This is a genomic window from Humibacillus xanthopallidus (assembly GCF_044793955.1).
GTDB lineage: Bacteria > Actinomycetota > Actinomycetes > Actinomycetales > Dermatophilaceae > Humibacillus > Humibacillus xanthopallidus_C.
Genome location: NZ_CP084995.1, coordinates 3,653,389 through 3,673,429, shown reverse-complemented (window position 1 = coordinate 3,673,429; position 20,041 = coordinate 3,653,389). Strand labels below are relative to the sequence as shown.

Here is a 20,041-nt window from a genome sequence, read left to right as displayed (position 1 = left end):
CGGAAGCGCGGGAGGCGCGGCGGCGCCGACGTCGTGGCGTATGCCGTCCGAGACCGCTCGCCATGACGCGACGTGGATGGCGTGGCCGAGTCAGGGCTACACGTTGGGCGAGACTCCCGACGAGATCGAGCGAGCCCGCTCGACGTGGGCGGCCGTGGCCCATGCCGTGGCGGACTTCGAGCCCGTGCGGATGGCGGTGGTCCCCGGCGACGTCGAGGTGGCGCAACGCTACCTGCGCCCCGATGTCGAGCTCGTGCCCACCGAGCTCGACGACGCGTGGATGCGCGACATCGGACCCACTTTCGTGGTCTCCGAGGCGGGCACGCTCGGGGCCGTCGACTGGGTTTTCAACGGCTGGGGCGCCCAGTCCTGGGCCACGTGGGAGCACGACGCCCTGATCGGGGCCTTCGTGAGCGGGCGTGCCGGTGCCCAGCTCATCAGCTCTCCGCTCGTCAACGAGGGTGGGGGCATCCACGTCGACGGGCTGGGCACGGTGCTGCTCACCGAGACCGTGCAGCTCGACCCCGGCCGCAACCCGGGGCTCACCCGCGCCGACGTCGAGGCCGAGCTGGCCCGCACCATCGGGGCGACGACGTGCATCTGGCTGCCACGGGGCCTGACCCGCGACTACGACGAGTTCGGCACGCGCGGCCACGTCGACATCGTCGCGACGATCCCGTCACCGGGCGTCGTGCTGCTCCACGAGCAGCAGGACCCGAGCCATCCCGACCACGCGGTGTCCCGCGAGCTGCGCGAGCTGCTCGAGGGTGCGCGTGACGCCCGCGGCGAGCGGTTCGAGGTGGTGGGGGTTCCGGCGCCGCGCACCCTGGCCGACGCCGAGGGCCCGGTCGACTGGTCCTACCTCAACCACCTCGTCGTCAACGACGGCGTCATCGCGTGCACCTTCGGCGACGAGCAGGATGAGGCGTCGCTCGCGGTGCTGTCAGAGGCCTACCCGGGTCGGCGGGTCGTCGGGGTCGACGCGCGGCCGCTCTTCGACCGCGGCGGCGGCATCCATTGCATCACCCAGCAGCAGCCCGCCCTCTGACCCCGAGCCCCCCGCAATCACAGGAGCACTTCGAATCGAAAGAGCAGTTCGTCCGCTCGGCCGTTGACGGCCTCGCGGACGAACTGCTCTTTCGATTGTCTGAATTCGACTGTCTGAGGGCGGGCGGTCAGGCCTGGGGGAGGCGCTTGTGCACGTCCTCGCTCATGCGCACGACGGAGATGCCGAACTCGAGGCCGATCCTCACGACGGCGAGCCAGATGACGGCGACCAGGGGCCCGAGGACGAGGGCGATCAGCCCGTTCGTGACGCTCTGGGTGAACGACGAGATGACGACGATGACGTACATCACGACGGCCCAGATCGTCGCCAGGACGTAGACGAAGCGGACGATCTTGGGCGTCACGAAGCTGTTGAAGCTGAAGTCGAAGAGCGCGGGCAGGAAGCCGGCCGACGAGTCGGTGATCGCTTCGGCGCCCGACTGCATGGCGGCCGAGGCGGTCGACGGATGCGCCGGCGGACCTGAGGGGGTCCCCGGTGTCGCCGGGGTCGCTGGGGTCGACGACGTCAGCGGGGCGGGCGGCGGGGGAGGGGTCGAGCCGCTCCCGGCGGGAGGGGTGGGTGTGGGTCCGGCGCCCTGCGGGTCTGAGCCCGGGGGCGGCGAGCCGAAGGAGCCCTGCTCCGGGGGGTTCTGATCGGACATCGTGCGATCTCCTTCTGTGCGGGGGTGGCGCGGGTCTGCGCCCCGAGCCGGACCGTTCCAGCGTAGGGCGGCGGGGTCCGCGGCCCCCTTCGGGCGCGCCGAACCGTGGTCCGCTCTTGACGTGGGCCCGGGGAGGGTCCATATTCGTCGCGTTCGCATCGCGAGCCCCCGGTCCGGGGGGCGTGGCAGGTCACGTCGAGGGCATCCGGTCTGTTGAGACCGGGTGGGTGCCTCGACGACGACCTCCGCCTCTTGACCCGGCTGGACACTCCTGCCCTTCATGGGTAGGCTAGGCCTTTGCGCTGCCCATGCCCACCTTTCGCGACCCCGGTCCGACTCTCCGTGCCGCTCAACGGCACGATCACCGACCCGGGGACCCGCGAGCGGAGCCATGCGTCAGCGCGGATCTGAAGATTCGAAAAAAAGGCCCGTGGAAGGACCCTCCTTGGCTGCCGCGCGTTCTGCGACGAACATGTCCACCGCACAGACCCCTTCGGGACGTCTGTCCTTCGCGAAGATTCGCGAACCCCTCGAGGTCCCTGACCTCCTTGCACTCCAGACGGAGAGCTTCGACTGGCTTCTCGGCAACGAGCGCTGGCAGGCCCGCGTCGCGGCTGCGAAGTCCGGGGGACGCACCGACGTTCCCGACCGCTCCGGTCTCGAGGAGATCTTCGAGGAGATCTCCCCGATCGAGGACTTCAGCGGCTCGATGTCGCTGTCGTTCCGCGACCACCGCTTCGAGGAGACCCGCAAGACGATCGAGTCGTGCAAGGAGCGCGACCAGACGTATGACGCACCCCTCTTCGTGACGGCTGAGTTCATGAACACCGTCACCGGTGAGATCAAGAGCCAGACCGTCTTCATGGGCGACTTCCCGCTCATGACCGAGCGCGGCACCTTCATCATCAACGGCACCGAGCGTGTCGTCGTGTCGCAGCTCGTCCGCAGCCCGGGCGTCTACTTCGAGCGCACGCCCGACAAGACGTCCGACAAGGACATCTACACCGCCAAGATCATCCCGAGCCGTGGTGCGTGGCTCGAGTTCGAGATCGACAAGCGCGACATGGTCGGCGTCCGCGTCGACCGCAAGCGCAAGCAGTCGGTCACCGTGCTCCTCAAGGCCCTCGGCTGGACCGAGGCCCAGATCCTCGAGGAGTTCGGCGAGTTCGAGTCGATGCGCCTGACGCTCGAGAAGGACCACACGCAGGGCCAGGACGACGCGCTGCTCGACATCTACCGCAAGCTGCGTCCGGGCGAGCCGCCGACCAAGGAGGCCGCGCAGACCCTGCTCGACAACCTCTACTTCAACGGCAAGCGCTACGACCTCGCCAAGGTCGGCCGCTACAAGGTGAACAAGAAGCTCGGCGTCGACGCGCCGATCAGCGACTCGACGCTGTCGGTCGACGACATCGTCAAGACGATCAAGTTCATCGTGTCGCTGCACGACGGCCAGGACTCGATGAAGGGCGTCAAGAACGGCGACGAGATCGACGTGCGTGTCGAGGTCGATGACATCGACCACTTCGGCAACCGTCGTCTCCGCTCCGTCGGCGAGCTCATCCAGAACCAGGTCCGCACCGGTCTCTCGCGCATGGAGCGCGTCGTGCGTGAGCGCATGACGACCCAGGACGTCGAGGCGATCACGCCGCAGACCCTGATCAACATCCGCCCCGTGGTGGCCTCGATCAAGGAGTTCTTCGGCACCTCGCAGCTGTCGCAGTTCATGGACCAGAACAACCCGCTCGCGGGTCTGACGCACAAGCGTCGTCTGTCCGCGCTCGGCCCGGGTGGTATCTCCCGTGACCGCGCCCAGATGGAGGTCCGTGACGTCCACCCGTCGCACTACGGCCGCATGTGCCCGATCGAGACGCCTGAAGGCCCGAACATCGGCCTCATCGGCTCGCTCGCGTCCTACGGGCGGATCAACGCGTTCGGCTTCATCGAGACGCCCTATCGCAAGGTCGAGGGTGGCGTCGTCAGCGACGACGTCGACTACCTGTCGGCCGACGAGGAGGACAAGTACGTCGTCGCCCAGGCCAACGCGCCGATCGACCTCGAGGGCAACTTCACCGAGGAGCGCGTGCTCGTGCGCACCAAGGGTGGAGAGGTCGAGCTCGTCCCCGGTGACGAGGTCGACTACATGGACGTCTCGCCGCGCCAGATGGTGTCGGCCGCCACGGCCATGATCCCGTTCCTCGAGCACGACGACGCCAACCGCGCGCTCATGGGCGCCAACATGCAGCGTCAGGCGGTCCCGCTCGTCAAGAGCGAGGCCCCGCTCGTCGGCACCGGCATGGAGTTCCGTGCGGCGCTCGACTCCGGTGACGTCGTCCGTGCCGAGAAGGCCGGCGTCGTCCAGGAGGTCGCTGCCGACCTCGTGACCGTCGCCAACGACGACGGCACCTACCGCACCTACCCGATCGCGAAGTTCGCGCGCTCCAACCAGGGCACGAGCTACAACCAGGTCGTCGTCGTCAACGAGGGCGACCGCCTCGAGGCCGGCGGCGTCATCGCCGACGGTCCCGCGACCGACGGTGGCGAGATGGCGCTCGGGCGCAACCTGCTCGTCGCGTTCATGTCGTGGGAGGGCCACAACTACGAGGACGCGATCATCCTCAGCCAGCGTCTCGTGCAGGACGACGTGCTCTCCTCGATCCACATCGAGGAGCACGAGGTCGACGCACGCGACACCAAGCTGGGTCCGGAGGAGATCACCCGGGACATCCCCAACGTCTCCGAGGACGTGCTGGCCGACCTCGACGAGCGCGGCATCATCCGCGTCGGCGCCGAGGTCCGCGACGGCGACCTGCTCGTCGGCAAGGTCACCCCCAAGGGCGAGACCGAGCTGACCCCGGAGGAGCGCCTGCTCCGTGCGATCTTCGGTGAGAAGGCGCGCGAGGTGCGCGACACCTCGCTCAAGGTGCCCCACGGCGAGACCGGCACCGTCATCGGCGTCAAGGAGTTCCGCTCCGACCTCGGCGACGACCTGCCCCCGGGCGTCAACCAGCTCGTCCGCGTCTACGTGGCCAACAAGCGCAAGATCACCGACGGTGACAAGCTCGCCGGCCGCCACGGCAACAAGGGCGTCATCTCCAAGATCCTGCCGGTCGAGGACATGCCGTTCCTCGAGGACGGGACGCCCGTCGACGTCGTGCTCAACCCGCACGGTGTGCCGCGACGCATGAACCTCGGCCAGATCCTCGAGCTGCACCTCGGCTGGGCTGCCAGCCGCGGCTGGAAGATCGAGGGCAAGCCGGAGTGGGCCGACCAGATCCCGCTCGACGCGCACGAGGCCCCGCCCGGCTCGCGCGTGGCGACGCCGGTCTTCGACGGTGCGTCCGAGGACGTCGTGACGGGTCTGCTCGACTCGACGCTCAAGACGCGCGACGACGTGCGGCTCATCGACGCCTCGGGCAAGACCCGCCTCTTCGACGGCCGCTCCGGCGAGCCGTTCCCGGAGCCGGTCGCGGTGGGCTACATGTACATCCTCAAGCTCCACCACCTCGTCGACGACAAGATCCACGCTCGTTCCACGGGTCCCTACTCGATGATCACCCAGCAGCCGCTCGGCGGTAAGGCCCAGTTCGGTGGCCAGCGCTTCGGTGAGATGGAGGTCTGGGCCCTCGAGGCGTACGGCGCTGCCTACACGCTCCAGGAGCTGCTGACGATCAAGTCCGACGACGTCCCCGGCCGCGTGAAGGTCTACGAGGCCATCGTCAAGGGCGAGAACATCCCGGACTCCGGCATCCCCGAGTCGTTCAAGGTCCTCCTCAAGGAGATGCAGTCCCTGTGTCTCAACGTCGAGGTCCTCAACTCCGAGGGCACGACGATCGAGATGAAGGAATCCGACGAGGAGGTCTTCCGCGCGGCGGAGGAGCTCGGCATCGACCTGAGCCGGCGTGAGCCGTCCAGCGTCGAAGAGGTCTGAGAAAGGCCACCACACGACAAGCGGTGCGTATGCCGCTGGGCCCGCTCAGCGGCATACGCCACCGATGTCTTCGAATCCCACTCAGACCAAAGACTTAACGAGAGTTACGAGAGAAGGAACCACGTGCTCGACGTCAACTTCTTCGACGAGCTGCGCATCGGCCTCGCCACGGCGGAACAAATCCGCCAGTGGAGCCACGGCGAGGTCAAGAAGCCCGAGACCATCAACTACCGCACCCTCAAGCCGGAGAAGGAGGGCCTCTTCTGCGAGCGCATCTTCGGTCCGACTCGCGACTGGGAGTGCAACTGCGGCAAGTACAAGCGCGTCCGCTTCAAGGGCATCATCTGTGAGCGCTGTGGCGTCGAGGTCACCCGCGCCAAGGTGCGCCGTGAGCGGATGGGCCACATCGAGCTCGCCGCCCCCGTCACCCACATCTGGTACTTCAAGGGCGTGCCGAGCCGCCTCGGCTACCTGCTCGACCTCGCTCCGAAGGACCTCGAGAAGGTCATCTACTTCGCGGCCTACATGATCACGTCCGTCGACGACGAGCAGCGTCACACCGACCTGCCCTCGCTCGAGGCACAGATCCAGGCCGAGAAGAAGGAGATCGAGAACCGTCGCGACGCCGACGTCGAGACCCGCGCCCAGACGCTCGAGCGCAACATCGCCGAGCTCGAGGCCGAGGGTGCCAAGGCCGACGCCAAGCGCAAGGTCCGCGACCAGGCCGAGCGCGAGATGAACAACATCCGCAAGCGCGCCGACCAGCAGGTCGAGCGTCTCGAGCAGGTCTGGGACCGCTTCAAGAACCTCAAGGTCCAGGACCTCGAGGGCGACGAGATCCTCTACCGCGAGATGCGTGACCGCTTCGGTCTCTACTTCGAGGGCGGCATGGGCGCCGCGGCGATCCAGAAGCGCCTCGAGTCCTTCGACCTCGACTCCGAGGCCGACCTGCTCCAGGAGATCATCGCGACGGGCAAGGGTCAGAAGAAGACCCGCGCCATCAAGCGGCTCAAGGTCGTCAACGCGTTCCAGACGACGACGAACCACCCGTCGGGCATGGTCCTCGACGCGATCCCGGTCATCCCGCCGGACCTGCGCCCGATGGTGCAGCTCGACGGTGGCCGCTTCGCGACCTCGGACCTCAACGACCTCTACCGTCGCGTCATCAACCGCAACAACCGCCTGAAGCGGCTCCTCGACCTCGGCGCGCCCGAGATCATCGTCAACAACGAGAAGCGCATGCTCCAGGAGGCCGTCGACAGCCTCTTCGACAACGGCCGTCGTGGTCGCCCGGTCACGGGCCCCGGCAACCGTCCGCTCAAGTCGCTGTCCGACATGCTCAAGGGCAAGCAGGGTCGCTTCCGTCAGAACCTGCTCGGCAAGCGCGTCGACTACTCCGGCCGTTCGGTCATCGTCGTCGGCCCGCAGCTCAAGCTGCACCAGTGCGGTCTGCCCAAGCAGATGGCGCTCGAGCTGTTCAAGCCGTTCGTGATGAAGCGCCTCGTCGACCTCGACCACGCGCAGAACATCAAGTCGGCCAAGCGCATGGTCGAGCGCGCCCGTCCGGTCGTGTGGGACGTCCTCGAAGAGGTCATCACCGAGCACCCCGTGCTGCTCAACCGTGCGCCCACGCTGCACCGTCTGGGCATCCAGGCGTTCGAGCCGCAGCTCGTCGAGGGCAAGGCCATCCAGATCCACCCGCTCGTCTGCTCGGCCTTCAACGCCGACTTCGACGGTGACCAGATGGCTGTGCACGTGCCGCTGTCGGCGGAGGCACAGGCCGAGGCCCGCATCCTCATGCTGTCGAGCAACAACATCCTCAAGCCGGCCGACGGTCGTCCCGTCACGATGCCGACCCAGGACATGATCACCGGCATCTACCACCTGACCGACGCGGTCGACGGTGGGGGCATCGGTGCGGGTCGTGCGTTCACCTCGCCGTCGGAGGCCCGCATGGCCTTCGACCGTGGCGAGCTCGAGCTCGGCTCGGCGATCAAGCTGCGCCTGACCGACGCGGTGCCGCCGCCCGGTTTCGAGCTGCCCGAGGGTGTCGAGGTGGGCGAGGACGGCATCGTCCCGAGCATCACGCTCGAGACGACGCTCGGCCGCGCGATCTTCAACGACACGCTGCCGCTCGACTACCCGTTCGAGAACCGCCCGGTCGACCGCAAGCGGCTCTCGGCGATCGTCAACGACCTCGCCGAGCGCTACTCCAAGGTGCAGGTCGCCGCATCCCTCGACGCCCTGAAGGAGGCCGGTTTCCACTGGTCGACCCGCTCGGGCTGCACCGTCGCGATCTCCGACGTCACGACGCCGGACAACAAGACGGCCATCCTCGAGGGCTACGAGACCAAGGCCGCCAAGGTCCAGACCCAGTACGAGCGCGGTCTCATCACCGACGACGAGCGTCGTCAGGAGCTCGTCGAGATCTGGACCCAGGCGTCCAACCAGGTCGCCAAGGAGATGGAGACCAACTTCCCGCGCACGAACCCCATCTACCGGATGGTGTCCTCGGGTGCTGGTGGTAACTGGTTCCAGATCCGTCAGATCGCCGGCATGCGTGGCCTGATGGCCAACCCGAAGGGCGAGATCATCCCGCGCCCGATCAAGGCGAACTTCCGTGAGGGCCTCACGGTGCTGGAGTTCTTCATCTCGACGCACGGTGCCCGCAAGGGTCTGGCCGACACGGCGCTTCGCACGGCCGACTCGGGCTACCTCACGCGTCGTCTCGTCGACGTGTCGCAGGACGTCATCATCCGTGAGGACGACTGTGGCACCGACCGTGGGCTCAAGCTGCCCATCGCCGAGGTCAACGAGGCCACCGGCGTCCGGTCGCTCGGCGACGCGGTCGAGGCCTCGGTCTACGCCCGCACGCTGGCCGAGGACGTCGTCGTCGACGGCGAGACGCTCGCTGTCGCAGGCATCGACCTCGGAGACGTCGTCATCGACGCGCTCTTCGCGGCGGGTGTCGACGAGGTGCGGATCCGCTCGGTCCTCACCTGCGACAGCAAGGTCGGCACGTGTGCGGCCTGCTACGGCCGCTCGCTCGCGACCGGCAAGCTCGTCGACATCGGCGAGGCCGTCGGCATCATCGCGGCCCAGTCGATCGGTGAGCCCGGCACGCAGCTGACGATGCGTACCTTCCACACCGGTGGTGCGGCTGCGGCCGACGACATCACCCAGGGTCTGCCGCGTGTCGTCGAGCTCTTCGAGGCCCGAACCCCCAAGGGTGTGGCCCCGATCGCCGAGGCCACCGGCCGCATCGAGATCGAGGACACCGACAAGGCGCGTCGTGTCCTGCTCACGCCCGACGACGGCTCCGAGCAGCACGCCTACCCGGTCAGCAAGCGCTCGCGCCTGCTCGTCGGCGACGGTGACCACGTCGTGGTCGGCGACAAGCTGGTCCAGGGCGCGATCGACCCCAAGCAGGTCCTTCGCATCCTCGGCCCGCGCGCGGCCCAGAAGCACCTCGTCGACGAGGTGCAGCGGGTCTACCGTCAGCAGGGTGTGTCGATCCACGACAAGCACATCGAGGTCATCGTGCGGCAGATGCTGCGGCGCGTGACGATCATCGAGGCCGGCGACGCGGACCTCCTCCCGGGCGAGCTCGCCGAGCGCGGCCGCTTCGAGGACGAGAACCGTCGCGTCATGGCCGAGGGTGGCCGTCCGGCCGCTGGTCGTCCCGAGCTCATGGGCATCACCAAGGCCTCGCTGGCCACCGAGTCGTGGCTGTCGGCCGCGTCCTTCCAGGAGACGACCCGCGTGCTCACGCAGGCCGCCATGGAGGCCAAGTCCGACCCGCTGCTCGGCCTCAAGGAGAACGTCATCCTCGGCAAGCTCATCCCTGCCGGCACGGGCCTGCCCCGCTACCGGAACATCAAGGTCGAGCCCACCGAGGAGGCCAAGGCCGCCATGTACTCGCTGCCGAACTACGACGCGTACGACTACGCGGGCTTCGGCACGGGCTCGGGCGAGGCGATCCGCCTCGACGACGAGGCGCTGGGCCTGGACCAGTTCTGAGCGGTCGCGTCCACCGCGTGAGCGGTGGCCGCTGACCATCCCGTATGCCGCTGGGCCGGCTCCCCGAGAGGGGGGTCGGCCCTTCGGCGTCCCGGGTTGCACCGCGGCCTCTCGCGGCGGGGTGGGGCTCGATAGGGTGGAGCGCATGACCGAGCCCACGGCCGCAGAGCCGAACGCGCCCTCCAGCGGCGACGACACCACGGCCGACAGCGGGGCCCCGACGGTGATCATCGTCGTCACCGAGGAGCCGCTCAAGCCCGTCGACGTCGACAAGATCATCGCGCTGCACGAGGAGGAGTCGGCGACCTACCGGGTGCTCGTGCCGGCCGACGTCCAGCGCAACATGCTCTCCTCGTTCCTCAACCACCTCAGCCTCTTCGAGATGAAGGAGGCCCTCGACAGCCTGCGCCCCGTCGACCGCGACGAGGCCCACGCCGACGCGCAGGGCGCCCTCGACACGACGCTGGCGGAGTTCGCCGCGCACGGTGTGCCGGCGACCGGTGAGATCACCGGGGACGACCCGCTGCCGACGCTCGTCGAGGAAGTGAGCCGGCTCGATGCCAGCGAGGTCGTCGTCGTGACGGAGCCGCAGGCCGTCGAGGACACCTTCCACACCGACTGGGCCTCCAAGGCCCGTGAGACGCTCGGCCTGCCGGTGCTGCACATGTATGCGGGGGACTGGCGCCTCGGCTGACGCCAGGACGTGAGGACCGACCGAGCGCCAGCGAGGGAGGCCCGGAGCGTCCGTGGGCGTCAGCCGCGAAAACAGGGCTGACGCCAGGACGTGAGGATCGACCGAGCGCCAGCGAGGGAGGCCCGGAGCGTCCGTGGGCGTCAGCCGCGAAAACAGGGCTGACGCAGGGGCTGACGCGGGGCTGAGGTCAAGGATTTGGTCGGCGTGCCGCGCCCCGGTACGCTTGAACACTGTGCTTGAGGCGCAGTCCTCTCGCATGCGCGATGACGGCCCTGGTGCCCTGTCTCCCCGGTTCGCCGGATGGCATCACTGCGGTCCAGAGCGAACCTCCCGCCGGGCAACCCACCACCAGCTGGTCGCGAGACCATCGCACGGGTGGGGAGTGCAGGGGGGAGAACCGTTGCCGACACGCCCGACCTCGGGGGTCGTCGCAACGAACAGCCAAGGAGTCGTCCGACTGGACGCCTGACAACGAGCAACGTTATGGAGTAACCAGGTTGCCTACCATCAACCAGCTGGTCCGCAAGGGCCGCCAGGACAAGGCCACGAAGGCCAAGACCCCGGCGCTCAAGGGCTCGCCCCAGCGCCGCGGTGTGTGCACCCGCGTGTACACCACCACCCCCAAGAAGCCGAACTCTGCCCTGCGCAAGGTCGCCCGCGTGCGCCTCTCCAGCGGCATCGAGGTCACGGCCTACATCCCCGGCGTCGGCCACAACCTGCAGGAGCACTCGATCGTGCTCGTGCGTGGTGGTCGTGTGAAGGACCTCCCGGGTGTTCGCTACAAGATCGTCCGCGGCACGCTCGACACCCAGGGTGTCAAGAACCGAAAGCAGGCTCGTAGCCGTTACGGCGCGAAGAAGGAGAAGAGCTGATGCCTCGTAAGGGACCCGCTCCGAAGCGCCCGCTCGTCGTCGACCCGGTCTACGCCAGCCCGCTCGTCACGCAGCTCGTCAACAAGATCCTCCTCGACGGCAAGAAGTCGATCGCCGAGATGATCGTCTACGGCGCCCTCGAGGGCGTCCGCGCCAAGACCGGCACCGACCCCGTCGCCACGCTCAAGCGTGCGCTCGACAACGTCAAGCCGGCCATGGAGGTCAAGAGCCGTCGCGTCGGTGGCGCGACCTACCAGGTGCCGATCGAGGTCAAGCCCAACCGCTCGACCACCCTCGCCCTGCGCTGGCTCGTCGGCTACTCGCGTCAGCGTCGTGAGAAGACGATGACCGAGCGACTCATGAACGAGATCCTCGACGCGAGCAACGGCCTCGGTGCCGCTGTGAAGCGCCGCGAGGACACCCACAAGATGGCCGAGTCCAACAAGGCCTTCGCGCACTACCGCTGGTAACAGCGACGCCCGGCCGTATGCCGAACCCCGAGGGGCCCGCCCCCCGGAAAACCCCAGAAGGCCTGCGTGGCCCGACGGGACGGCATACGGCTGGGGCCCCGCCCGCCCCGTCACGAACGATCGTGGCGTGCGGGTCCCCGAGATTTCACCCCACGACGAATGAGACGAGAAACCTGACGTGGCACTCGACGTTCTGACGGACCTCAACAAGGTCCGCAACATCGGCATCATGGCGCACATCGACGCTGGCAAGACCACGGTGACGGAGCGCATCCTCTTCTACACCGGTGTCAACCACAAGATCGGTGAGACCCACGACGGTGCGTCGACGACCGACTGGATGGAGCAGGAGAAGGAGCGCGGCATCACGATCACGTCTGCCGCCGTGACCTCCTTCTGGGCCAAGAACCAGATCAACATCATCGACACCCCCGGGCACGTCGACTTCACGGTCGAGGTCGAGCGCTCGCTGCGCGTCCTCGACGGCGCCGTCGCCGTCTTCGACGGCAAGGAGGGCGTCGAGCCCCAGTCCGAGACGGTGTGGCGTCAGGCCGACAAGTACGACGTGCCGCGCATCTGCTTCGTCAACAAGATGGACAAGCTCGGTGCCGACTTCTACTTCACGGTCGACACGATCAAGGACCGCCTGGGCGCCGAGCCCCTCGTGATCCAGCTGCCGATCGGTGCCGAGAACGACTTCGTCGGCGTCATCGACCTCGTCGAGATGCGGGCCCTCGTGTGGCCCGGCGACGCCAAGGGCGATGTCACGATGGGCGCCAAGTACGAGATCCAGGAGATCCCGGCCGACCTGCAGGCGAAGGCCGACGAGTACCACATGGCCCTCGTCGAGCGCGTCGCCGAGGCCGACGACGAGCTCATGGAGAAGTACCTCGGCGGCGAGGAGCTCACCGTCGCCGAGCTGAAGGAGGGCATCCGCAAGCTCACCGTCAGCTCCGAGCTCTACCCCGTGCTCTGTGGCTCCGCCTTCAAGAACCGCGGTGTCCAGCCGATGCTCGACGCCGTCGTCTCCTACTTGCCGTCGCCGCTCGACGTGCCCCCGATGATCGGCCACAAGCCGGGCAACGAGGCGGTCGAGCTGACCCGTGCGCCGTCCACCGACGAGCCGTTCTCGGCGCTGGCGTTCAAGGTCGCGACGCACCCGTTCTTCGGCACGCTGACCTTCATCCGCGTCTACTCGGGCCAGATCAGCTCGGGCACCACGGTGATCAACTCGACCAAGGGCCGCAAGGAGCGCATCGGGAAGCTCTTCCAGATGCACGCCAACAAGGAGAACCCCGTCGAGGAGGCCCTGGCCGGCCACATCTACGCGGCCATCGGCCTCAAGGACACGACGACCGGCGACACCCTGTCGGACATCAACGAGCAGATCGTGCTCGAGTCGATGACCTTCCCCGACCCCGTCATCCAGGTCGCCATCGAGCCCAAGACGAAGGGCGACCAGGAGAAGCTGGGCACGGCCATCCAGAAGCTCTCGGCCGAGGACCCCACCTTCCAGGTGCACCACGACGAGGACACCGGCCAGACGATCATCGCCGGCATGGGCGAGCTGCACCTCGACATCCTGGTCGACCGCATGAAGCGCGAGTTCAAGGTCGAGGCCAACGTCGGCAAGCCGCAGGTCGCCTACCGCGAGACGATCCGTCGTCCCGTGCTCAAGTACGACTACACGCACAAGAAGCAGACCGGTGGCTCTGGGCAGTTCGCCAAGGTCCAGGTCAGCTTCGAGCCCCTGGGCGAGACCGAGGACGGCTCGATGTACGAGTTCGTCAACGGTGTCACCGGTGGCCGCGTCCCGCGCGAGTACATCCCGTCCGTCGACGCCGGCATCCAGGACGCCATGCAGTACGGCGTGCTCGCCGGCTACCCGCTGGTCGGCATCAAGGCGACCCTCGTCGACGGTGGCTACCACGACGTCGACTCCTCCGAGATGGCGTTCAAGATCGCCGGCTCGATGGTGCTCAAGGAGGCCATCCGCAAGGCGGACCCGGTCCTGCTCGAGCCGATGATGGCCGTCGAGGTGCGCACGCCCGAGGAGTACATGGGCGACGTCATCGGCGACATCAACTCCCGCCGTGGCCAGATCCAGGCCATGGAGGACATCAGCGGTGCCAAGGTCGTCAAGGGCCTCGTCCCGCTGTCGGAGATGTTCGGGTATGTCGGTGACCTTCGGTCCAAGACCCAGGGTCGTGCCAACTACTCGATGGAGTTCGACTCCTACGCAGAGGTCCCCAAGGCTGTTGCCGAGGAGATCATCAAGAAGACCCGGGGAGAGTGACCGCGGTCTGCCGCACTCCGGCTATCCCGTAGTCTCTACTCCGGAATCACCCCCCAGCGCCACGTCCTGCCCTGGTCGTTAGGCGTCACACATTAAAGTCCTGAGGAGGACACCACAGTGGCGAAGGCAAAGTTCGAGCGGACCAAGCCGCACGTCAACATCGGCACCATCGGTCACATTGACCACGGCAAGACGACGCTGACGGCTGCGATTTCCAAGGTTCTGCACGACAAGTACCCCGACCTGAACCCCCAGTTCGCGTTCGAGGACATCGACAAGGCTCCCGAGGAGCGCCAGCGAGGCATCACGATCTCGATCGCGCACATCGAGTACCAGACCGAGGGTCGTCACTACGCGCACGTCGACTGCCCCGGCCACGCCGACTACGTGAAGAACATGATCACCGGTGCGGCCCAGATGGACGGTGCGATCCTCGTGGTCGCGGCGACCGACGGCCCGATGCCGCAGACGAAGGAGCACGTCCTGCTCGCGAAGCAGGTCGGCGTTCCCTACATCGTCGTGGCGCTCAACAAGGCCGACATGGTCGACGACGAGGAGATCCTCGAGCTCGTCGAGATGGAGGTCCGTGAGCTGCTCTCGGGCTACGAGTTCCCCGGCGACGACCTCCCGGTCGTCAAGGTCTCGGCGCTCAAGGCTCTCGAGGGTGACCCCGAGTGGGGCCAGTCGGTCCTCGACCTCATGGACGCCGTCGACACGGCGATCCCGACGCCCGAGCGTGACGTCGACAAGCCGTTCCTCATGCCCGTCGAGGACGTCTTCACGATCACCGGTCGTGGCACCGTCGTCACCGGTCGTATCGAGCGCGGCATCCTCAAGGTCAACGAGGAGATCGAGATCGTCGGCATCCACACCGGCCCCCCGGCCAAGACGACCGTCACCGGTGTCGAGATGTTCCGCAAGCTCCTCGACGAGGGTCGCGCGGGCGAGAACGTCGGTCTGCTGCTTCGTGGCACCAAGCGCGAGGACGTTGAGCGCGGCCAGGTCATCTGCAAGCCCGGCTCGATCACCCCGCACACGGACTTCGAGGCGCAGGTCTACATCCTCTCGAAGGACGAGGGCGGCCGTCACACGCCGTTCTACGACAACTACCGTCCGCAGTTCTACTTCCGTACGACGGACGTGACGGGTGTCGTGCACCTGCCCGAGGGCACCGAGATGGTCATGCCCGGCGACAACACCGACATGACGGTCGAGCTGATCCAGCCGATCGCCATGGAGGACGGCCTCAAGTTCGCCATCCGTGAGGGTGGCCGCACGGTCGGCGCCGGTCGCGTCACCAAGATCATCAAGTGATCTGACGCTGCTGACGCAGCACTTCGGAAGGGCCCGGTCCGCTTCGGCGGTCCGGGCCCTTCTGCATGTCCGTGAGGCGTGGGGTGTGCGGGGTCGCGCGGGGCGCGCGGCGGTGCTCGCGGCGTGGAGCGTCGTCGGCCGTCCCAGCGCACGCTCATTGACGTATGCCGTGTGGCCGCCGCCGATGCCGCTCACCCGGCCACCCGCCCCGCGCTTCCACGACACCACCTGCCGACTGATCTGCAGACTGATGCGGGTGGAGCGATCAATCTGCGGATCAGTCTGCGTTTTGGGTTGTCAGGGCAGCAGTGAATGCCGACTGATGCGCAGACTGATCGGACTCGGCGATCCGGCGGCAAGCCGCCGCCCGCGTCTCAGAGGGGTGGCAGGCCCAGGACGTCGCGGAAGGCGGTCTCGACGGCGTCGGCCCGGTCGTGGCCGCCCATGGTGCCGGTGAGGAAGGCGAAGGCGTAACCGTCTCGGGTGCTGGCCCAGCCGACGCTGCCGCCGATGCCGCCCATGCCGAAGCCCTCGTCGTCGACGCCGAAACCGAGGCCCCAGGAGCGCTTGGGTCCACCCATGACGCGGTCGACACCGCTGGCTTGAGCCCGTGCGGCCTCGTTGCGCAGGGACGGGGAGATGATGCGCCCGCTGAGCAGGGCGGCATACAGGCCGGCGACGGCGCGTGCGGTGCCGTGACCGTTGATGGCGGGGATCGCCGCACGGCGGAAGGCGCCGCTGTTGACCGTGTCGGGGTCGAGGGCGCCCGGAGGGTTGAGCAGCGCGCGACGGAGCAGGTCGGGACGGTCGGGGCCCTCGAGGTCGGCGACGAGCGACGCGACACCGGTCAGGTGGACGGCTCGGTCCAGCTCTGCGTCGGAGAGGCCGACGGCGAAGTCGAGCTCGTGCGGGCCGCAGACCTCGTCGCGCAAGAAGCGGCCGAGGGACCGGCCGTCGACCCGCCGGACCAGCTCGCCGACGAGGTGGCCGTAGAAGAGCGCGCTCTCCCCGATGGCGGTGCCGCTCGTCCAGAGCGGCTCCTCCACGGCGAGACGCGAGCAGAGGCCGTCCCAGTCGAGGAGCAGCTCCGGGGGAGCGGGATCGGCCAGGGCGACGAGCCCGACCTGGTGCGAGAGCAGCTGGCGCACGGTCGCGGGCGTGCGCAGCTCCGGCCAGTGCCGCTGCACGGTCTCGTCGAGGTCGAGCAGCCCGCGGTCGACGAGGACGAGGGCCGCCAGGGCGGTGAAGGCCTTGGTGACCGAGTAGGGCATGACGATGCTGTCGCGCTGCCAGGGGATCGTGCGGGCCGAGTCCGTACAGCCGCCCCAGAGGTCGGCGACCCAGCGCCCGTCGTGCCAGATGGCGGTTGCCGCGCCGGTGCCGTCCTGGCCCCGCACGACCTCGGTGAACGCCTCACGCACCGGCTCGAGCCCGGCCGCCACCCAGCCGAGCACCCCGTCAGCCGGTCCGTTGGTCGCCGTCATGTGCTCAGGAGGTCGAGTGCCCTGCCCGCGACCTCGATCGACTGCACCGTGATCGGGTCGAGGACGAGTTGGACGTGCACTGCACCGGCTTCGGCCATGGCGAGCAGGTGCTCGGCGATGGCTGCAGGATCGCCCGGCACGGCAGCGACGGGCGCGTTGTAGTCGCCTTCACCCATGGTCCGGCCGACCCCGTCCTCGAGTTGAACGAGAACCGCTGCCGTCGCACCGACCTCGCCGGGAGCGCGCCCAGCCGCCTCGGCAGCCCGCTCGACCTCGGCGCGCAGACGCACGAACCCCGGGACGCTGTTGTCGTAATCGCTCCACCAGGCGTTCCACAGATCGACGTGCGGCAGGCCTATCCGCATCATCCGCGGGCTCGTCGAGCCGAGCATGAGGGGCGGGCCACCGGGTCGTGACGGCGGAGGATCGAGGACGCACTCGACGACCGAATAGTAGTCACCGCGCAGGTCGCAGCGGCCGTCACGCACGAGCTGCCGGATGATCGTGAAGGCCTCCTCGAACCGGGAGACCCGGTGGTCGAAGGGGAACCCGAAGGCGGTGTACTCCCGCTCGTTCCAGCCGGCGCCCAGCCCGAGGACCAGTCGACCGCCAGAGATCGCGTCGACCGTGGCAGCCTGCTTGGCGAGCATGGCCGGTGCGTGGAAGCTCGTCGACGCGACGAACGGCCCGAGCTCGACCCGTTCGGTCACGGCGGCCAGAGCGGCCAGCGACGTCCAGACCTCCCAGGGCCCCCGCGTGATCCCGCTGGGGAGGTCGTAGAGCAGGTGGTCTCCGAGCCACACCGAGTCGAGCCCGACGTCCTCGGCGGTCCGGGCCATGGTGATGAGCTCTGGCCAGTCGACGCGGCGCTCCACCTCGGGGAGCTGGACGCCCACCTTGAGGGCTGGCGTCGGGCTCATGCGGCGCGAGCCGTCGTGTAGCGAACCTGCTGGGTGAGGTGCAGCTGCCCATCGTCTCCGCGGTCCCCGTCGAGGGCCAGCTCGATCTCGGCGAGCACGCCGGGCAGCGCGCTCTCGGGCACGCTCGCCCAGAACTGGCGCAGCCCGAAGCCCATCGTCCACGCGCGCCACGCTGCGGCGTCCGGGAACGTGACGAGGAGTGGTTCGACCACCGTCTCGACCTGGCTCGCTCCACAGGCCCTGAAGAGGCTCTCCAGGGCCTCCGAGCTGGCGAAGGGTCCGCGGGTGCCTGTCGTACGTGGGTCGAGTGCTCCGGCCGGGGCGTGAGCGAGCAGGGCAGCTTCGGCTGCGGCCCAGTGCTCGTCAATGCCAGCGAAGGACGTGATGCCGAGGCGGCCGGTCCTCGGTCGCAGCAGCTCGAACCAGCCACGCAGAGTGGACTCGGCGTCGGGATCGAAGAAGAGGACAAGCGAGGCGGTAACGACGTCGAAACGCTCAGCGCCCAATGTCGCCGGACCGGCCTCTCCGACGATGGCGTAGATGCCGGCGACCCCGCGCTCCAGGGCCTCCCGCTCGAGCAGGCCGACCATGGCGGGGGAGAGGTCGACCGCGGTGACGTGACCCGTCGCTCCCACGGCCTCACGGAGTGGGAAGGTCGCGGCCCCCCGACCAGCTCCGATGTCGAGGGCGTGCTCACCGGGCTGCGGCCCGACCAAGGCCACGAGGCGCTGCGCGATGGGGCCGAACCACGGCACGCCGCTCTGGTCGTAGAGGGGGGCGAGCTGGTCGAAGAGGTCGGCCACTCCGGCTCGCCGCTGCTGGGCTTCGGCCTGGGCTTCGGTCTGGGCTCCGGTCATGGCCTCATCGTCCTCCGCCGAGGGGCGGCCGTCCCGAGTTCTCGCGAGGCGGGTGACCCACCCGTCGACCGCTGTCGCAACCGGGACCGTGCGCGGGAGCCCTGTGATGTGCTCGGTAGGGTCGGTCGCATGGCGCACTCGTTCGACCACTCGTTCGACACCGACACCGAGGCCCAGGGCCTCATCGACTTCGTCGACGCCTCGCCGACGCCGTTCCACGCGTGCGAGCAGGCGGCGCGGCGGCTCGGGGAGGCCGGTTTCACCGAGGTCGTCGAGACGCAGCCCTGGCCGAGCGAGCCGGGCCGGCACTACCTCGTGCGGGGCGGCTCGCTCATCGCCTGGGACACGACCGGCGCCCACGCGGCCGGGGCAGGTCCGGCTGCGGGCTTCCGCGTCGTGGGGGCGCACACCGACAGCCCCAACCTGCGCCTCAAGCCCAACGCCGACCACGTCAAGGCCGGCTGGCAGATGCTGGCGGTCGAGCCCTACGGCGGCCTCATCCTCAACTCGTGGCTCGACCGCGACCTCGGGCTCGCCGGCCGCGTCACGGTGCGCACAGCCGACGGCGTCGAGTCGCGTCTCTTCCACGACGCGGCGCCGATCCTGCGGGTCGCGCAGCTCGCGATTCACCTCGACCGCAGCCAGAACGACGAGCTCACCCTCAACAGGCAGCAGCACATGGTGCCGCTGTGGGGCCTCGGCGACCAGCCCGCCGACGTCCGGCGCTACCTCGCCGCGCAGGTCGGGGTCGACCACGGCGACCTGCTCGCGTGGGACGTCATGACCCACCCCGTGCAGCCCTCCGCCCGCATCGGGCGCGAGCGCGACCTCATCGCCGCACCGCGGCTCGACAACCTCGCGACGTCGTATGCCGGGGTGCGGGCCCTGCAGGACGCCGTGGCCTCCGAGCCCACCCACGTGCCGGTCCTCGTGCTCTTCGACCACGAGGAGATCGGCAGCACCTCGGAGCGTGGCGCCACCTCCACCCTGCTGCCGTCGGTGCTCGAGCGCATCGTGCTCGCCGGTGGCGGCACGCGCGACGACTACTGGCGCGCCCTCGCGGGCACGGTGATCGCCTCGGGGGACATGGGCCACGCCACCCACCCCAACTACGCCGACCGCCACGAGCCGCTCCACCAGATCCGCGTCAACGGCGGCCCGGTGCTCAAGGTCAACACCAACCTGCGCTACGCCACCGACTCGGTCGGCGCTGCGGCGTTCCGACTCGCGTGCGAGCAGGCCGACGTGCCGATGCAGACCTTCGTGACGCGCAGCGACCTGCCGTGCGGCTCGACCGTCGGCCCCGTCACCTCGTCGCTCACCGGCGCCACGACCGTCGACTTCGGTGCGGCCGCACTGTCGATGCACAGCGCCCGTGAGCTCATGGGCGCGGAGGACCCCGCCCTGTATGCCGCCGCGCTGGCCGCGTTCCTCGCCCCCGCCTGAGCGGGCGGTGGGCACCCACGACGCCGGACGG

The 20,041-nt window shown here is 68.6% G+C and carries 13 protein-coding genes; 9 read left to right on the top strand and 4 right to left on the bottom strand.

Annotated features, from left to right (window positions below):
- The first annotated feature begins 40 nt into the window (after window positions 1-40).
- Window positions 41-1,048 carry an agmatine/peptidylarginine deiminase gene (locus tag LG278_RS16525; protein ID WP_404388539.1) on the top strand — a complete coding sequence of 336 codons (1,008 nt, stop codon included), beginning with the start codon at window positions 41-43 and terminating at the stop codon, window positions 1,046-1,048.
- A gap of 127 nt (window positions 1,049-1,175) precedes the next feature.
- Here the strand turns inward: LG278_RS16525 and LG278_RS16520 are convergent, their stop codons facing one another.
- Window positions 1,176-1,709, bottom strand: coding sequence for a DUF4282 domain-containing protein (locus LG278_RS16520; RefSeq protein WP_404388538.1), 534 nt, complete (start codon window positions 1,707-1,709; stop codon window positions 1,176-1,178).
- 472 nt (window positions 1,710-2,181) lie between these two features.
- On the opposite strand from LG278_RS16520, the gene rpoB reads away from it, so the two are divergent.
- The 7 genes from rpoB to tuf all read left to right on the top strand — a co-directional run bounded on the left by rpoB (window position 2,182) and on the right by tuf (window position 15,303).
- The gene (gene rpoB, locus LG278_RS16515; protein WP_404388537.1) at window positions 2,182-5,637 is read left to right on the top strand and encodes a DNA-directed RNA polymerase subunit beta; all 3,456 of its coding nucleotides are present in this window, start codon (window positions 2,182-2,184) and stop codon (window positions 5,635-5,637) included.
- Window positions 5,638-5,760: 123 nt separating this feature from the next.
- Complete coding sequence (locus LG278_RS16510) at window positions 5,761-9,657, top strand: DNA-directed RNA polymerase subunit beta' (protein ID WP_404388535.1); 3,897 nt, start codon at window positions 5,761-5,763, stop codon at window positions 9,655-9,657.
- A gap of 145 nt (window positions 9,658-9,802) precedes the next feature.
- Window positions 9,803-10,351 (top strand): hypothetical protein, encoded by a 549-nt coding sequence (locus LG278_RS16505; RefSeq protein WP_404388533.1) that lies wholly within the window; start codon window positions 9,803-9,805, stop codon window positions 10,349-10,351.
- A 497-nt stretch (window positions 10,352-10,848) separates the two neighbouring features.
- Window positions 10,849-11,223, top strand: coding sequence for a 30S ribosomal protein S12 (rpsL, locus tag LG278_RS16500; protein ID WP_141823424.1), 375 nt, complete (start codon window positions 10,849-10,851; stop codon window positions 11,221-11,223).
- Window positions 11,223-11,693, top strand: coding sequence for a 30S ribosomal protein S7 (gene rpsG, locus LG278_RS16495; RefSeq protein WP_141823425.1), 471 nt, complete (start codon window positions 11,223-11,225; stop codon window positions 11,691-11,693). Before rpsL ends, rpsG begins: the two co-directional genes overlap by 1 nt.
- 178 nt (window positions 11,694-11,871) lie before the next feature.
- Window positions 11,872-13,989, top strand: coding sequence for an elongation factor G (gene fusA / locus LG278_RS16490; RefSeq protein WP_404388531.1), 2,118 nt, complete (start codon window positions 11,872-11,874; stop codon window positions 13,987-13,989).
- 117 nt (window positions 13,990-14,106) lie between these two features.
- Window positions 14,107-15,303 (top strand): elongation factor Tu, encoded by a 1,197-nt coding sequence (gene tuf / locus LG278_RS16485; protein WP_404388529.1) that lies wholly within the window; start codon window positions 14,107-14,109, stop codon window positions 15,301-15,303.
- Between the two features lie 374 nt (window positions 15,304-15,677).
- Here tuf and LG278_RS16480 read toward each other — a convergent pair whose 3' ends face one another.
- Genes LG278_RS16480 through LG278_RS16470 form a run of 3 tightly spaced genes read right to left on the bottom strand, consistent with a single transcriptional unit; the run spans window position 15,678 to window position 18,564 of the window.
- Window positions 15,678-16,787, bottom strand: a complete 1,110-nt coding sequence (locus tag LG278_RS16480; protein WP_404388527.1) for a serine hydrolase domain-containing protein — start codon at window positions 16,785-16,787, stop codon at window positions 15,678-15,680.
- Window positions 16,784-17,707, bottom strand: a complete 924-nt coding sequence (locus tag LG278_RS16475) for an LLM class flavin-dependent oxidoreductase (protein ID WP_404388526.1) — start codon at window positions 17,705-17,707, stop codon at window positions 16,784-16,786. Before LG278_RS16475 ends, LG278_RS16480 begins: the two co-directional genes overlap by 4 nt.
- On the bottom strand, window positions 17,704-18,564 hold the full coding sequence (locus tag LG278_RS16470; RefSeq protein WP_404388524.1) for a class I SAM-dependent methyltransferase: 861 nt from the start codon (window positions 18,562-18,564) through the stop codon (window positions 17,704-17,706). The genes LG278_RS16475 and LG278_RS16470 overlap by 4 nt, the downstream gene beginning before the upstream one ends.
- A 129-nt stretch (window positions 18,565-18,693) precedes the next feature.
- Here LG278_RS16470 and LG278_RS16465 point away from each other — a divergent pair, with 129 nt between their 5' ends.
- Window positions 18,694-20,010 (top strand): M18 family aminopeptidase, encoded by a 1,317-nt coding sequence (locus LG278_RS16465; protein ID WP_404388523.1) that lies wholly within the window; start codon window positions 18,694-18,696, stop codon window positions 20,008-20,010.
- The last annotated feature ends 31 nt before the right edge of the window (window positions 20,011-20,041 follow it).

Bases quoted from the DNA above. Each gene is read 5' to 3' on its own strand.
- rpoB (WP_404388537.1), top strand. From the start codon at position 2,182: ATGTCCACCGCACAGACCCCTTCGGGACGTCTGTCCTTCGCGAAGATT.
- LG278_RS16480 (WP_404388527.1), bottom strand. From the start codon at position 16,787: ATGACGGCGACCAACGGACCGGCTGACGGGGTGCTCGGCTGGGTGGCG.
- LG278_RS16465 (WP_404388523.1), top strand. From the start codon at position 18,694: ATGGCGCACTCGTTCGACCACTCGTTCGACACCGACACCGAGGCCCAG.
- LG278_RS16505 (WP_404388533.1), top strand. From the start codon at position 9,803: ATGACCGAGCCCACGGCCGCAGAGCCGAACGCGCCCTCCAGCGGCGAC.
- LG278_RS16525 (WP_404388539.1), top strand. From the start codon at position 41: ATGCCGTCCGAGACCGCTCGCCATGACGCGACGTGGATGGCGTGGCCG.
- LG278_RS16520 (WP_404388538.1), bottom strand. From the start codon at position 1,709: ATGTCCGATCAGAACCCCCCGGAGCAGGGCTCCTTCGGCTCGCCGCCC.
- LG278_RS16475 (WP_404388526.1), bottom strand. From the start codon at position 17,707: ATGAGCCCGACGCCAGCCCTCAAGGTGGGCGTCCAGCTCCCCGAGGTG.
- LG278_RS16470 (WP_404388524.1), bottom strand. From the start codon at position 18,564: ATGACCGGAGCCCAGACCGAAGCCCAGGCCGAAGCCCAGCAGCGGCGA.
- rpsG (WP_141823425.1), top strand. From the start codon at position 11,223: ATGCCTCGTAAGGGACCCGCTCCGAAGCGCCCGCTCGTCGTCGACCCG.